This window comes from Rathayibacter sp. AY2B9, from assembly GCF_002931595.1.
Taxonomy (GTDB): Bacteria; Actinomycetota; Actinomycetes; order Actinomycetales; family Microbacteriaceae; genus Rathayibacter.
Window position 1 is genome coordinate 1 of the sequence record NZ_PSUB01000007.1, and the last position, 14426, is coordinate 14426.

Below are 14426 nucleotides of genomic sequence, written 5' to 3' on the forward strand. Positions count from 1 at the left end.
GGCTCGGGCTCGGCCGGGGCGGGAGCCTCGGCGTCGCTCTCGGCGTCCACCGACGGGGTCGCCTCGTCAGTGGCCTCGGTCTCGGCGGCCTGGACCTCGGGGGCCTCCTCGGCGGGAGCCTCGGGCTCGGACGCCGACGCGGCTCCGGAGCCGTCTCCGATGCGCACCAGCTCGGCGCCGACCTCGACGGTCTCGTCCTCCTGGACGAGGATCTCCTCGATCACTCCCGCGACGGGCGACGGGATCTCGGTGTCGACCTTGTCGGTCGAGACCTCGAGCAGGGGCTCGTCCACCTCGACGCGGTCCCCGACGTTCTTCAGCCAGCGGGTGACCGTTCCTTCCGTGACACTCTCTCCGAGTGCCGGGAGGCTGACGGATTCGCTCATAAGCCTGTCTCCTTAAGACGCTTGTGTTTCGATGTCCAGCTTACTGATGCGGAAGCGGCGGGTCGCCGCACCGCAGTGGTTCTACAGGGCGTGCAGCGGCTTCCCGGCCAGAGCGAGGTGCGCCTCGCCGAGCGCCTCGTTCTGAGTGGGGTGCGCGTGCACGAGGGGCGCGACGTCCTCGGGATGCGCCTCCCAGTTCACGATGAGCTGAGCCTCGCCGATCAGCTCGCCGACGCGGGCTCCGACCATGTGCACGCCGACGACCGGGCCGTCGACCAGGCGCACGACCTTCACGGAGCCGGTGGTCCCGATGATCGTGCTCCGGGCGTTGCCGCCGAGGCCGTAGTCGTACACGGCGACGCGCTCGGCGCCGTACTCGGCGATCGCGCGGGCCTCGCCGAGGCCGACGGAGGCCACTTCGGGGTCGCTGTAGGTCACCTTCGGGACGTTGACGTCCGAGACGACCTGCGGGCCCAGACCGGCGATCTCCTCCGCGACGAAGATCCCCTGCTGGAAGCTCCGGTGCGCGAGCTGGAGCCCCGGCACGATGTCGCCCACGGCGTACACGCCGGGGACGGAGGTCTGCAGGCGCTCGTCGGTCAGCACGTAGCCGCGGTCGAGGCGGACCCCGGCCTCCTCGAGGCCGATGCCCGCGGTCACCGGGCCGCGGCCGACGGCGACCAGCAGGATCTCGCCCTCCACCGTGGCGCCGCTCTCGAGCGACACGGAGACGCCGCCCTCGCTCTGCGAGACCGACGCGACGCGGGATCCCAGCTGGAAGGCGATGCCCCGCTTGCGGAAGGCGCGCTCCAGCTGCTTGCTGACGCTCTCGTCCTCGTTGGGAACGAGGTGGGGGAGGGCCTCGACGATCGTGACCTCGGCGCCGAACGAGCGCCAGACGCTCGCGAACTCGACGCCGATCACTCCGCCGCCGAGGACGACGACGCTCGCGGGCACGTGGTCGAGCTCGAGAGCCTGGTCGCTCGTCAGGATCCGGCCGCCGATCTCGATGCCGGGGAGGGTGCGGGAGGCGGACCCGGTGGCGACGACGATCGACGCGCCGTGGAGCACGTGCTCGCCGACGGTCACCGTGCCGGGCGCGGTGAGACGGCCCTCGCCCGTGACGACCGTGATGCCGCGCGAGGACACGAGGCTCTGGAGCCCCTTGTACTTGCCGGCGACGACGCCCTCGCGGTAGCGCGTGACGCCCGCCATGTCGATCCCGGTGAAGCTCGAGAGCACGCCGTACTTCTCTCCCTCGCGGGCGCCGTCCGCCAGCTCGGCGGCGTGCAGCAGGGCCTTGGTGGGCACGCATCCCCTGTGCAGGCAGGTGCCGCCGAGCTTGTCGCGCTCCACGAGCGCGACGCTCATCCCGAGCTGCGTCGCCCGGAGGGCCGCCGCGTACCCGCCGCTGCCACCTCCGAGCACGACCAGGTCGTAGCGCTCTTCCGACACCCAGTGACTCCCTCGCGACGTGCGGTCCCGCTTCCCGGCCGACCGGCTCCGGCGCTGAGCGCCGAGCGGATCGGGAGGGGGGACGAGGCGGGATCTCCCGCCCCGTCGACCCTACTACGCGCTCGCGAAGCCCTCGGCCAGGGCGATCAGCGCGCGCACCGAGACCCCCGTGGCGCCGGCTCCGGTGAAGCCGTAGCCGCCGCCTCCGTTGCTCGAGGGGCCGGCGATGTCGAGGTGCGCCCACGGGATCGTGGTCGCGTCCTCGCCCTCGCCGCGCTTCCCGACGAACTCGCGGAGGAAGTGGCCGGCGAGGAGCATGCCGCCGGCGGTGTTGCCCGGCTTGACGTTCGCGATGTCGGCGATGTCCGAGTTCAGCAGCGGTCGCAGCTCCGCGGGGAGGGGCATCTGCCAGAAGGGCTCTCCCGCCGCGCGGGCGGCGTCGAGGACGCGGGAGACCAGCTCGTCGTCGCCCAGAGCGCCGACGGTCCGGTTGCCGAGGGCGACCACGGAGGCGCCGGTCAGCGTCGCGACGTCGATGATCGCATCGGGCTGCTCCTCGCTGGCGGCGACGAGGCCGTCGGCGAGCACCAGTCGGCCCTCGGCGTCGGTGTTCAGCACCTCCACCGTGGTCCCGCCGCGCACGGTGAGCACGTCGTCCGGGCGGATCGCGGTCCCGGAGGGGAGGTTCTCGGCGATGCAGAGCCAGGCGGTCGCGCGGAGCGGGAGGCCGAGCTCCGCGATGGCGCGCACGACGGCGTACACGGTCGCCGCGCCCGCCATGTCGGTCTTCATCCCGATCATCGAGGCCGGCGGCTTGAGCGAGAGTCCGCCGCTGTCGAAGGTGATGCCCTTGCCGACCAGGGCGAGGTGGGTGCTCGCGCCCTCGGGCGCGTAGGCGACCTTCACGAGGCGGGGCGGGCGGGAGGAGCCGCTGCCGACTCCGAGGATGCCGCCGAACCCCTCCTCCGCGAGGGCCTCCTCGTCCCAGACGGTGACCTCGAGGGGCAGTCCCTCGGCGCCGGTCTGCACGGCCTCGGCCAGCGTCTGCGGGTAGAGGTGCGACGGGGGAGTGTTGACGAGGTCCTTCACCGTGCCGACCGCGCGGCCGAGCACGAGCGCCCGGTCCAGGACGGCGGGGTCGGCCGACTCGCCGCCGCCCAGCAGGACGACGTGCTCGACGGGCGCCTTCGCCGCGGCGGCGGTGCTGCCGCGGAAGGCGGTGAAGGAGTAGGAGCCGAGCGCGGCGCCCTCGGCGACCGCGGCGAGCGTGCCGTCGGAGCCGGCGGGGAGGGAGAGTGCCACGGAGGCGGACCCCGCGAGCAGGCGGACGGCGGCGCCCGCGGCGTTCCGCAGCGCGGTGTCGTCGGGCTCCGCCGAGCCGAGTCCGACGAGCACGATCACTCCGGCACGGACCGAGGACGGCACGCGCACGAGCGTCTCGGCCGCGCCGGTCGCGCCGAGCGCGCTCAGCGCGGGGGCCAGCTCCTCGAAGCCCTCCGCGCCGACGAGCCGGGGACCGTCGGGTCCCGGGGCGACGCCGAGGACGAGGGCGTCGGTGTCGATGTCGGAGGCGGGAACGGTCGAGTACTCGAGAGAGGAGAGGGGCATGGCGGCAATGCTAGGCGCTGTTCGCTGAGGGCTCAGCGGACCCGGCCGGGGCGCCGGGACCCCCGTTTAGACTGGACGCATGCTGGATCCGGAAGACCTGTTCGAGATCGAGGGCGACCTCTCCGAGATCCCGCGCGGGCTGCACCTCGTCGCGGGCCTGACCGGCTCGGCCGACGCCGGGGGAGCGGTGGGGCAGCTGGGGGAGTACCTCTTCGAGACCCTCGAGCACCGCGGGGTCGCGGTCTTCGACCGGGATCAGCTGCTCGACTACCGGGCCCGCCGCCCCATCATCACGTTCGACCAGGACCACCTGACGGACTACCGTCCTGCGATGCTCCGGCTCTCGCTCGCGCACGACGAGCTGCACCAGCCGTTCCTCCTGCTCACCGGCTTCGAGCCCGACTTCCAGTGGGAGCGGTTCACCCGCGCGGTGGTCTCCCTCCTCGAGCGGCTCGACGTCGCCTCGACCACGTGGGTCCAGGCGATCCCGATGCCCGTGCCGCACACCCGGCCCGTCGGCGTCACCGTGAGCGGCAACCGCGAGGACCTGATCGAGGCGATGTCGGTCTGGAAGCCGCACACGCAGGTGCCCTCGAACGTCCTCCACCTGCTCGAGCTGCGCCTCTACGAGCGCGGTCTGACCGTGGTCGGCTTCGCGCTGCTCATCCCCCACTACCTGTCGGACACCGAGTACCCGCAGGCGGCGGTCGCGGCGCTCGAGAGCATCTCGGCGTCGACCGGCCTCATCTTCCCGACGGACCGCCTGCGCGAGAGCGGGCGGGAGTTCCTCGGCAAGGTCGACGAGCAGGTCGGCGGCAACGACGAGCTGCAGAAGCTGGTCTCGGCCCTCGAGGCGCGGCACGACACCTACATGGAGGGGACGAGCCTCCGCTCGCCGCTCACCGACGAGGACGGCTTCGTGCCCAGCGCCGACGCGATCGCCGCCGAGCTCGAGAAGTTCCTCGCGATCCGCCGCCCGGGCGAGGAGCCCACCGCCTCCTGAGCGGCCGTAGGATCGGACGAGTGCGTGATCGTCGAGCCTGGTTCGTCTTCGGTGCCGGAGCGTTCGCCTACCTCGTCGCGGTCCTGGACCGCACGACGCTGGGCGTCGCAGGAGTGGACGCCGCGGAGCGGTTCGGGGTGGCCGCCGCCGTCCTCTCGTCGCTCGCCGTCGTCCAGCTGATCGTCTACGCCGGGATGCAGATCCCGGTCGGGATCCTCATCGACCGGTTCGGCCCGCGGACCCTGATCCTCTCGGGCACGGCCCTGATGATGGCGGGCCAGGTCGTGGTCGCGATCGCGCCGGGCATCGGCGTCGCGATCGTCGGGCGGATCCTGCTGGGAGCCGGGGACGCCGCGATCTTCACCTCCGTGATCCGCCTCACGGTGACCTGGTTCAGCGGACCGATCGTGCCGCAGCTCTCGCAGTGGATCGGCAACATCGGCCAGGTGGGCCAGATCCTCTCCGCACTCCCGTTCGCGGCGATCCTCCACACGTTCGGCTGGGAGCCCGCGTTCCTCAGCGCCGCCGGCCTCGGGGCCGTGTCCTTCCTCGGCGTGCTCCTCCTGGTCGCCGACGTCCCGCCGCGCACCGAGCCGATCACGGTGGTGCCTCCGACGCTCCGGGCGACGATCGCGCAGCTCGGAGTGAGCCTGCGCCGGCCGGGGACGCAGCTCGGCTTCTGGTCGCACTTCGTCACGCAGTCCTCCGGCACGGTGTTCACGCTGCTCTGGGGCTACCCCTTCCTCGTCTACGCGATCGGCCTGCCGCCGACCGTCGCCGCGCCGACCCTCACGATCGTCGTGATCGCGGGGATCGTCGTCGGGCCCGTGCTCGGCGTCCTGACCGCCCGCCACCCCATGCGCCGCAGCAACCTCGTGCTCGGGATCGTCTCGGCGATGGCGGTCGCCTGGACCGTCGTGCTGCTCTGGCCCGGCGTCCCGCCGTACTGGCTCGTGGTGCTGCTCCTGATCGTCGTCGGAGCGGGCGGCCCCGGCTCCATGATCGGGTTCGACTTCGCCCGCACGTTCAACCCCTCGCGGAGCCTCGGCGCGGCGAACGGAGTCGTCAACGTGGGCGGGTTCCTGGCCAGCTTCACGATGATGTTCGCGATCGGCCTGATCCTCGACGCACTGGCCGGTCCCAGTGCCTCCTCCGAGCAGACCTACTCGCTCGAGCACTTCCGCCTGGCGTGGTGCGTGCAGTACGTGGTGGTCGGCGCCGGAGTCGTCGGACTCGTCGTCGCGCGCCGCCGGACCCGCCGCCGCCTGGCCGAGGACGAGGGAATAACCGTGGCCCCTCTCTGGGTTGCACTGAGTGACCGGATGCGCCGCGGCCGCGCGGGGCGCTGACGGTCGTCCCCGTCGATCCGCCCTTCTGCAGACGCGATGTCCCAGCTGAACGGCCCGGATCCCGCCGGATCGAGCCCCACTCGCACCGCACCGCACGGCTGCACTACTCAGACGTGCAATAATTGTCAATAGGACCCGTTCGGGTCGAGGAGCATCAGGCCCACGTCGGGCGTGCGACGTCCTCGACTTGACATGGGTCCTCGTAATGCCCACCGACGGACGACGCCTTCCCGCGCCGCCCGCCCCCGGGACGCAACGGATGGAGAGGTGCCGCCATGGCCACCAGAGCTACCAAGACCGCAACGCTCGACGCCGTCGACGACGACGTGACGACGACCACCAAGAAGCCCGCGACGCGCAAGCCCGCGGCGAAGACCACGGCGGCCAAGACCACCGCGGCCAAGACGACCCGCTCGCGCGCCACGACCAAGGCCGCCGCTCCCGCCGACACCGAGGAGGAGCCGACCGACGCCGTCGAGCCCGACGAGGCAGCGGAGGAGGAGGAGACCGAGGTCGTCGCCGAGGACACCGAGACCGACGCCAAGGACGACGCGGAGACGCCGGAGGCCCCGGCCGCCGCTGCCGTCGCCGCTCCGGCCGAGCCGCTCCCGAGCGGTGCGCTCGTCCTGTCGTTCGGCGGAGAGGACGACGAGGTCCCGGTCTACTCGACCGCGATCACCGGTGCCACCGCCGACCCGGTCAAGGACTACCTGAAGCAGATCGGCAAGGTCGCGCTCCTGAACGCGGCCGAGGAGGTCGAGCTCGCGATGCGCATCGAGGCCGGCCTGTTCGCCGAGGACAAGCTCGCCAACTCGACCGACCTCAGCCCGGAGCTCGTCCGCGAGCTGCGCTGGGTCGCGAAGGACGGCCAGCGCGCGAAGAGCCACCTGCTCGGAGCGAACCTCCGGCTCGTCGTCAGCCTCGCGAAGCGCTACACCGGTCGCGGGATGCAGTTCCTCGACCTCATCCAGGAGGGCAACCTGGGCCTCATCCGTGCGGTCGAGAAGTTCGACTACACCAAGGGCTTCAAGTTCTCGACCTACGCCACGTGGTGGATCCGCCAGGCGATCACCCGCGCGATGGCCGACCAGGCCCGCACCATCCGCATCCCGGTGCACATGGTCGAGGTCATCAACAAGCTGGCCCGCGTGCAGCGCCAGATGCTCCAGGACCTGGGCCGCGAGCCCACGCCCGAGGAGCTCTCGCGCGAGCTCGACATGACCCCCGAGAAGGTCATCGAGGTGCAGAAGTACGGGCGCGAGCCGATCTCGCTGCACACGCCCCTGGGCGAGGACGGCGACAGCGAGTTCGGCGACCTCATCGAGGACACCGAGGCGGTCGTCCCGGCCGACGCCGTGGGCTTCACCATGCTGCAGAAGCAGCTGGAGTCGCTGCTCGACTCGCTCTCGGAGCGCGAGGCCGGCGTGATCCGCATGCGCTTCGGCCTCGGCGACGGCATGCCGAAGACGCTCGACCAGATCGGCGACACCTTCGGCGTGACGCGCGAGCGCATCCGCCAGATCGAGTCCAAGACGATGGCCAAGCTCCGCCACCCGTCCCGCTCGCAGTCGCTCCGCGACTACCTCGAGTAGGCCGGTGATCCGCTACGCGCCGGCGGTCCTCCTCGGGAGGGCCGCCCGGTTCGCCGCGCGGGTCCGGAAGCCCGGCGGGGGATCCGCCGTGCCCGGACTCGTGGTGAACCGCGTCGCGCCCGGATTCCTGCCCGCGGTGCTCGACGGGTTCCGGGACGGCCTCGTGGTCGTCACGGGATCGGCGGGCAAGTCGACCACGACCAAGATGCTGGTCGCGGTACTCCGCGCGCACGGGCTCCGGGTCTTCACCAACCCCTCGACGGCCAACATCGCCCAGGGGCTGACCTCCGCGCTCCTGGAGCGGGCGGACCTCCGCGGACGGATCGACGCCGACATCGCCGTCCTCGAGATGGACGAGGGTCACGGCGCGCGCCTCGCGCCCCGGATGCGCCCCCGCGTCGTCCTGCTGACGAACGTGGTGGTCGACCAGATCGACCGCTTCTTCGATCCGGCCATGGTCGCCCGGATGCTCGGCACCATCGCCTCCCGCGCGACCGGTCCCGTCGTGCTGAACGCCGACGACCGCCACGTCGCCGATGTCGCGACCTCCCTCCCCGACGAGCGGATCCGCTGGTACGGCGTCTCCTCCTCCGTCCGCGACTCCGCGTCGGGCGGTCTCGGCTACGCCGCGGAGGCGGAGGCCGGGACCGACCGTGCCACCACCGTCGTCGAGAGCACGACGGGAGCGGCCGCGCGCATCGTCAGCGACGGCGACCCGCTCGAGGTCCGGCTCCCCGCGCGGGGCGTCCACTACGCGGTCGACGCCGCGGCGGCCGTCTCCACGGCCCGCGCCGTGCTCGCCGAGCGCTTCGACCCGGCCCTCGCCGCCTCCGCGCTCTCGAGCATCGACCCCGTCTTCGGGCGGGGCGAGATCGTCACCGTGCGCGGCCACGAGGTCGAGTTCGTCCTGGTTCAGAACCCGGCGAGCTACCGCCTGAACATCGCGGAGATCCCCGAGGGGACCGAGCAGATCATGCTCGCGATCGGCTCCGACGTCCGAGACCCCTCCTACTTCTGGCCCGTGGACACCTCCGTGCTCGGGCACGTCAGAGTCGTCTCGGGGTCGAAGGCGCACGAGGCGGCGCTGCACCTGCGCTACGACGGCGTCCGCGTCGATTCCGTCGAGGAGGACCTGGGCCGCGCGCTCGACGCGTTCCTCGCTCTGCCGACCCCCGCCTCCGGCCGGAAGACCATCGTCTTCTCGGCGGATTCGATGCGCCGCACCCGTGCGCACCTGCAGCTCGTCACCAACCGCGAGGAGACCGCGTGACCACCCTCCGCATCGCCGTGCTCGCTCCCGACGTCCTGGACAGCAACGGCGACGCGGCGAACGCCCGGGTCCTCGCGGCTCGGGCGCGCTGGTCGGGCGTCGAGGCGGAGGTGGTGCCGCTGGCGACCGCCTCCGACGCCGAGGTCCGTCCGGACGTCCTGGTCGCCGGGACGGGAGCGGACGAGGACCTCCCGGGCGTCCTGGCACTCCTCCACGAGATCGCGCCGACGCTGCGGGCCTGGGTCGACCAGGGCACCCAGGTGGTCGCGGTCGGAGCCGGCTGGGAGATGCTGGCCGGTTCGATCAGCACGGCCGCGGGCGGCGCCCGGGGGATCGGGCTGTTCCCCGGAGACTCGGTCACGGGCGAGCGCGCGACCGACGACCTCCTCGTCGAGACGCCGGGCGGCGTCGTCGTCGGATTCGAGAACCACGAGCGCCGGATGACCGGGATCGCGCCCGAGGACGCGCTCGGCCGAGTGCTGCACGGCACCGGCGACGGCGCCGGCCACGAAGGCTACGCGGAGGGAGGCCTTCTGGGCACGCACCTGCACGGCCCCGTCCTCGCGAAGAACCCCTCGCTCGCGGACGCGATCCTGCGGCGCGCCCTCGGCGACGCCTACTCCCCGTCGGACGAGCGTCTCCGCCTGGTCGATGAAACGGCACGAGCCGCTCGCGATGTGATCGCGAAGCGGCTCGGTGTCGGTCGGTAGGGCGCTGACGCGCCGTCCGGGCTGATCGGGGACGCGCTAGGGGCGCTGCTCCTCGAAGAGTCGGGCGGACTCGTCGTGCCAGCTCTGGGCGATGCTGGAGAGCTTCTCCTGGTACTTCTTCCCGTGGTGTGCGCAGAACAGCAGTTCTCCGTTGTTCACGACCACTCGGATGTACGCCTGGGCACCGCAGCTGTCGCAGCGGTCGGCGGCGGAGAGCTGGTGGGCACCGGCGAGCTCGTCCACGCCGTTCTGGGTTGCTGTGGTCGACATGACTTGGCCTCCTGCACTCGTTCTTCGATCTCTGCTTAGTGGAACCCATCCAAGCACGCGATTGTTTCCGCACGGAGTCGATCGGTCGGCATTTCGCTCTGCGCGTAGGGGCCCCGCGCCGAGCGGCCATCGTGCTGTCGTCGGATGCCACGCCACCGCGGCCGGAGCGGTTCCCGAAAGTAGACTGGGCGGATGGCCTCCACCGACTACAACGCCCGCCACCTCTCCGTCCTCGAGGGTCTCGAGGCGGTCCGGAAGCGGCCCGGCATGTACATCGGATCGACCGACTCGCGCGGCCTCATGCACTGCCTCTGGGAGGTCATCGACAACTCCGTCGACGAGGCGCTGGCCGGGCACGGGACCGAGATCAGCGTGCTCCTGCACGCCGACGGCAGCGTCGAGGTGCGCGACCGCGCGCGCGGGATCCCGGTCGACATCGAGCCGAAGACGGGGCTCTCCGGAGTCGAGGTCGTGTTCACGAAGCTGCACGCGGGCGGCAAGTTCGGCTCCGGGTCCTACGCGGCGTCCGGCGGTCTACACGGCGTCGGCGCCTCCGTGGTCAACGCGCTCTCGGAGCGCCTCGACGTCGAGGTCGACCGCAACGGCCGCACCTACCGGATGTCGTTCCACCGGGGGGAGCCCGGGCGCTTCGCCGACGCGGGCGAGCCCACCCCCGACGCTCCGTTCACGCCGTTCGAGAACGGGTCGGAGCTGACGGTCGTCGGGAAGGTCGCCAAGGGCGTCACCGGAACGCGCGTGCGCTACTGGGCCGACCGCCAGATCTTCACGAAGGGCGCCTCGTTCCAGACGGACGACCTGGTGACGCGCGCCCGGCAGACCGCGTTCCTCGTCCCCGGCCTGACGATCGACATCGTCGACGACAGGGCGGACGAGCGCCGCGCCGAGATGTTCCGCTACGACGGCGGCATCTCGGAGTTCGTCGAGTTCCTCGCCCCCGACGCCCCCGTGACCGAGGTGCTGCGCCTCACCGGCTCCGGCACCTTCACCGAGACCGTGCCGGTGCTGACCCCCGGCGGCGCCATGGTGCCCACCGAGGTGGAGCGCACCTGCGAGGTCGACATCGCCCTGCGCTGGGGCACCGGCTACGAGACGGTGATGCGCAGCTTCGTGAACATCATCTCGACGCCCAAGGGCGGGACGCACCAGACCGGCTTCGAGCAGGGCCTGCTGAAGCTGCTCCGCTCCCAGGTGGAGGCGAACGCCCGCCGCCTCAAGGTCGGCTCGGACAAGCTCGAGAAGGACGACGTCCTCGCCGGGCTCAGCGCCGTGCTGACCGTGCGGCTCCCTGAGCCGCAGTTCGAAGGCCAGACGAAGGAGGTGCTGGGCACGCCCGCCGTCCGCGCGATCGTCGCCTCCACCATCGCCTCGACGCTGGGCGCGGTGTTCTCCTCGACGCGCCGCGAGGACAAGGCGCAGACCTCCCAGCTCCTCGAGAAGGTCGTCGCCGAGATGAAGTCGCGGATCTCGGCCCGCGCGCACAAGGAGACGCAGCGCCGCAAGAACGCGCTGGAGTCCTCCTCCCTTCCGGCGAAGCTGGTCGACTGCCGCAGCAGCGACGTCGAGAACAGCGAGCTCTTCATCGTCGAGGGCGACTCCGCCCTCGGCACCGCCAAGCTCGCCCGCAACAGCGAGTACCAGGCCCTGCTGCCGATCCGGGGGAAGATCCTCAACACGCAGAAGGCGAGCATCGCCGACATGCTCTCGAACGCCGAGTGCGCCTCGATGATCCAGGTGATCGGAGCCGGCTCCGGCCGCTCCTTCGACCTCTCGGCCGCCCGCTACGGGAAGATCATCCTGATGAGCGACGCCGACGTCGACGGCGCCCACATCCGCACCCTGCTGCTCACGCTCTTCTTCCGCTACATGCGGCCGCTCGTCGAGGCGGGGCGCGTCTTCGCCGCCGTGCCTCCGCTGCATCGGCTCGTGGTGATGAACGCGGGGAAGAAGCCGAACGAGACGATCTACACCTACTCCGAGAAGGAGCTGCAGAGCGTGCTCGCGGCCCTCGGCAAGGCGGGCCGCCGCTACCAGGACCCGATCCAGCGCTACAAGGGGCTCGGCGAGATGGACGCGGACCAGCTGGCCACGACGACCATGGACCGCTCCCGCCGCACCCTCCGCCGGGTGCGGGTCGCCGACGCCGAGAACGCCGGCCGGGTGTTCGAGCTGCTGATGGGCAACGACGTGGCACCCCGCAAGGAGTTCATCGTCCGCGGGTCCGAGTCGCTGTCGCGGGACCGCATCGACGTCTGAGCCGCGGGGCTCAGAACACCTCGGGCGCCGCTCCGATCGTCGCGATCGGCGCCGCGAGCGCCACGCCGGAGCCGTCGCGCTTCATCCCGGAGTCGGGCAGCGCGGCGACCGAGCCGTCGGCCTCGAGCGCGTGCGCGGGACCGGGGCCGACCCACGCCACTCCGAGGGCGGTCTCACCCTTGAGGAAGCGCTGCGCACGGACTCCGCCGGTGGCCCTGCCCTTGGCGGGGAACTCCGAGAACGGCGAGACCTTCGCACTGCCGGTGTCGGTCCCCGAGAGGGCCCAGCTGTCGACGGCGACCGTCGCGACGACGGCCTCGTCCCGGTCCTCGGCGGCGACGACGGCGAAGTGCACGACGTCGTCGGTCTCGGCCAGCTTGACCCCGGCCATCCCCGCGGCGGTCCGGCCCTGAGGGCGGACGGCGGACGCGGGGAAGCGCAGCAGCTGGGCCTCGCCGGTGACGAAGACCAGCTCGTCCTCCTCCGCCGACGCGGCCGCGCCCACGACGGCGTCCTTCGGCTTCAGGGCGATGAGCTCGATGTCCGGGCGGTTGGGCAGCTCGCCCGGCGCGACGCGCTTGACGACGCCCTGCTGGGTGCCGAGCGCGATCGGCCGCTCGTCGTCGAGGGCGACGAGCGCGAGCACCCGCTCGTCCTTCGCCAGGTGCGGGAGGTAGTCGCTCATGCGCACGCCCGCGCCCAGCTGCACCGAGGAGGAGGGGACGGCGGGCACGTCGACCGGCGAGAAGCGGAGGAGCCGACCGGCGCTGGTGACCGCGCCGATCTCCGTCCGGCTGGTCGTGTCGAGCACGCTGAGGACGGCGTCGTGCTTCGAGCGGCGCGTGGCGCGCTCGGGGTGGGGAGCGGCCTCGGGGTCGCGGTCGACCCGCACCATGCGGCCGGTGGTGCTCAGCAGCACCCGGCAGGGCACGTCCGCGATCTCGAGCACCGCGGCGGCCTTCCGCCCGGTGGTGGCGACGGAGGGACGCGCCTCGGTGAGCAGGGTGCGCCGCGGGGTCCCGAGGCGCTGGGCGACCTCGTCGAGCTCGTCCGAGACCAGCTCGTCGATCCGTGAGCGGCTGGCGAGGAGGGCCTCGAGCTCGGCGATCTCGGCGAGGAGGGTGTCGCGCTCGGTCTCGAGCTCGATGCGCGAGAACTTCGTGAGGCGGCGGAGCTGGAGCTCGAGGATGTAGTCGGCCTGCAGGGTGCTGAGGTCGAAGACCTCGATCAGCCGGGCCCGCGCCGCCGCGGTGTCGTCGCTCCCGCGGATCAGCTGGATGACCTCGTCGATGTCGAGGATCGCGATGAGCAGGCCCTCGACCAGGTGCAGCCGCTCCTGGCGCTTGCGCAGCCGGTAGCGGGTCCGCCGGGTGACGACCTGCACCCGGTGGCCGATGTAGACCTGCAGCAGCTCCTTCAGGCCGAGGGTGCGCGGGCCGCCGTCGACCAGCGCGACGTTGTTGATCGAGAACGCGTCCTCGAGGGGCGTGTAGCGGTAGAGCTGCTCGAGGACGGCCTCCGGGCTGAAGCCGGTCTTGATCCCGATGACGAGCCGGAGGCCGTTGTCCCGGTCCGTCAGGTCGGTGACGTCCGAGATGCCGCTGAGCTTCTTGTTCTGGACGCCGTCCTTGATCTTGTCGATGACCTTCTCGGCGCCGACGAGGTAGGGCAGCTCGGTGACGACCAGGCCGGACTTGCGCGCGGTGATGCTCTCGACCGAGACGCGCGCGCGGGTCTTGAAGCCGCCCCGGCCGGTCGCGTAGGCGTCGCGCACGCCGGCGAGGCCGACGATCGTGCCACCGCTCGGGAAGTCCGGTCCCGGGACGAACGACATCAGGTCGTCCAGGGACGCGTCGGGATGGGCGATCAGGTGCCGGGCCGCCCCGATCACCTCCACGAGGTTGTGGGGCGCCATGTTCGTCGCCATGCCGACGGCGATGCCGCTGGCCCCGTTGACCAGCAGGTTCGGGAACGCGGAGGGGAGGACCTCGGGCTGGTCGTGCGAGTTGTCGTAGTTCGGGACGAAGTCGACGACGTCCTCGCCGAGGTGCTCGGTCATGGCCGTGGCGGCCGGGGCGAGGCGGGCCTCGGTGTAGCGGGCCGCGGCCGGGCCGTCGTCGAGGGAGCCGAAGTTGCCGTGCCCGTCGACGAGGGCGACCCTCATCGTGAACGGCTGGGCGAGGCGGACGAGGGAGTCGTAGATCGAGGCGTCGCCGTGCGGGTGCAGCTTGCCCATCACCTCGCCGACCACGCGGGCCGACTTCACGTGGCCGTGATCGGGCCGCAGCCCCATCTCGCTCATCATGTAGAGGATCCGGCGCTGCACCGGCTTGAGGCCGTCGCGGGCGTCGGGCAGGGCCCGCGAGTAGATGACCGAGTACGCGTACTCGAGGAAGGACCCCTCCATCTCGGCCGAGACGTCGACGTCCTCGATGCGCTCGGTGAGCGAGGATCCGGAGGAGGGGGCTGCAGCGTTCATGACTCGATTCGGTGGCGGGCGCGGGGCGGC

General features: G+C 71.9%; 11 protein-coding genes. 6 read left to right on the forward strand and 5 right to left on the reverse strand.

The features are described 5' to 3' along the window. The 3 genes from C5C25_RS08225 to C5C25_RS08235 all read right to left on the reverse strand — a co-directional run. On the reverse strand, positions 1 to 386 hold a 386-nt coding region (locus tag C5C25_RS08225; RefSeq protein WP_308470795.1), incomplete at its 3' end, for a biotin/lipoyl-containing protein. A gap of 81 nt (positions 387 to 467) precedes the next feature. Next, the gene (gene lpdA / locus C5C25_RS08230; RefSeq protein WP_104222126.1) at positions 468 to 1841 is read right to left on the reverse strand and encodes a dihydrolipoyl dehydrogenase; all 1374 of its coding nucleotides are present in this window, start codon (positions 1839 to 1841) and stop codon (positions 468 to 470) included. Between the two features lie 114 nt (positions 1842 to 1955). Next, complete coding sequence (locus C5C25_RS08235; RefSeq protein WP_104225226.1) at positions 1956 to 3449, reverse strand: leucyl aminopeptidase; 1494 nt, start codon at positions 3447 to 3449, stop codon at positions 1956 to 1958. A gap of 79 nt (positions 3450 to 3528) precedes the next feature. On the opposite strand from C5C25_RS08235, the gene C5C25_RS08240 reads away from it, so the two are divergent. The 5 genes from C5C25_RS08240 (at position 3529) to C5C25_RS08260 (ending at position 9373) form a co-directional block, all read left to right on the forward strand. Then, entirely contained in the window at positions 3529 to 4452 is a 924-nt protein-coding gene (locus C5C25_RS08240; protein ID WP_104250312.1) for a proteasome assembly chaperone family protein, read from the forward strand. A 20-nt stretch (positions 4453 to 4472) separates the two neighbouring features. Beyond that, positions 4473 to 5801 (forward strand): nitrate/nitrite transporter, encoded by a 1329-nt coding sequence (locus C5C25_RS08245; protein ID WP_104250313.1) that lies wholly within the window; start codon positions 4473 to 4475, stop codon positions 5799 to 5801. A 275-nt stretch (positions 5802 to 6076) separates the two neighbouring features. After that, positions 6077 to 7393, forward strand: coding sequence for an RNA polymerase sigma factor (locus C5C25_RS08250; protein ID WP_104232561.1), 1317 nt, complete (start codon positions 6077 to 6079; stop codon positions 7391 to 7393). A gap of 4 nt (positions 7394 to 7397) precedes the next feature. Further along, positions 7398 to 8663: a MurT ligase domain-containing protein gene (locus C5C25_RS08255; protein ID WP_104250314.1), complete on the forward strand. Its 1266-nt coding sequence runs from the start codon at positions 7398 to 7400 to the stop codon at positions 8661 to 8663. Continuing rightward, positions 8660 to 9373, forward strand: a complete 714-nt coding sequence (locus C5C25_RS08260) for a type 1 glutamine amidotransferase (protein WP_146079459.1) — start codon at positions 8660 to 8662, stop codon at positions 9371 to 9373. Before C5C25_RS08255 ends, C5C25_RS08260 begins: the two co-directional genes overlap by 4 nt. Positions 9374 to 9409: 36 nt before the next feature. Here the strand turns inward: C5C25_RS08260 and C5C25_RS08265 are convergent, their stop codons facing one another. Beyond that, positions 9410 to 9643, reverse strand: coding sequence for a hypothetical protein (locus tag C5C25_RS08265; protein WP_068212876.1), 234 nt, complete (start codon positions 9641 to 9643; stop codon positions 9410 to 9412). 192 nt (positions 9644 to 9835) lie between these two features. Between C5C25_RS08265 and C5C25_RS08270 the strand changes: the two genes are divergently transcribed. Then, positions 9836 to 11917, forward strand: a complete 2082-nt coding sequence (locus C5C25_RS08270; protein ID WP_104225230.1) for a type IIA DNA topoisomerase subunit B — start codon at positions 9836 to 9838, stop codon at positions 11915 to 11917. A 10-nt stretch (positions 11918 to 11927) separates the two neighbouring features. Here the strand turns inward: C5C25_RS08270 and C5C25_RS08275 are convergent, their stop codons facing one another. Then, complete coding sequence (locus tag C5C25_RS08275; RefSeq protein ID WP_104222110.1) at positions 11928 to 14396, reverse strand: DNA topoisomerase (ATP-hydrolyzing) subunit A; 2469 nt, start codon at positions 14394 to 14396, stop codon at positions 11928 to 11930. Between the last annotated feature and the right edge of the window lie 30 nt (positions 14397 to 14426).

Bases quoted from the DNA above. Each gene is read 5' to 3' on its own strand.
- C5C25_RS08235 (WP_104225226.1), bottom strand. From the start codon at position 3,449: ATGCCCCTCTCCTCTCTCGAGTACTCGACCGTTCCCGCCTCCGACATC.
- C5C25_RS08240 (WP_104250312.1), top strand. From the start codon at position 3,529: ATGCTGGATCCGGAAGACCTGTTCGAGATCGAGGGCGACCTCTCCGAG.
- C5C25_RS08250 (WP_104232561.1), top strand. From the start codon at position 6,077: ATGGCCACCAGAGCTACCAAGACCGCAACGCTCGACGCCGTCGACGAC.
- C5C25_RS08265 (WP_068212876.1), bottom strand. From the start codon at position 9,643: ATGTCGACCACAGCAACCCAGAACGGCGTGGACGAGCTCGCCGGTGCC.
- C5C25_RS08270 (WP_104225230.1), top strand. From the start codon at position 9,836: ATGGCCTCCACCGACTACAACGCCCGCCACCTCTCCGTCCTCGAGGGT.
- C5C25_RS08275 (WP_104222110.1), bottom strand. From the start codon at position 14,396: ATGAACGCTGCAGCCCCCTCCTCCGGATCCTCGCTCACCGAGCGCATC.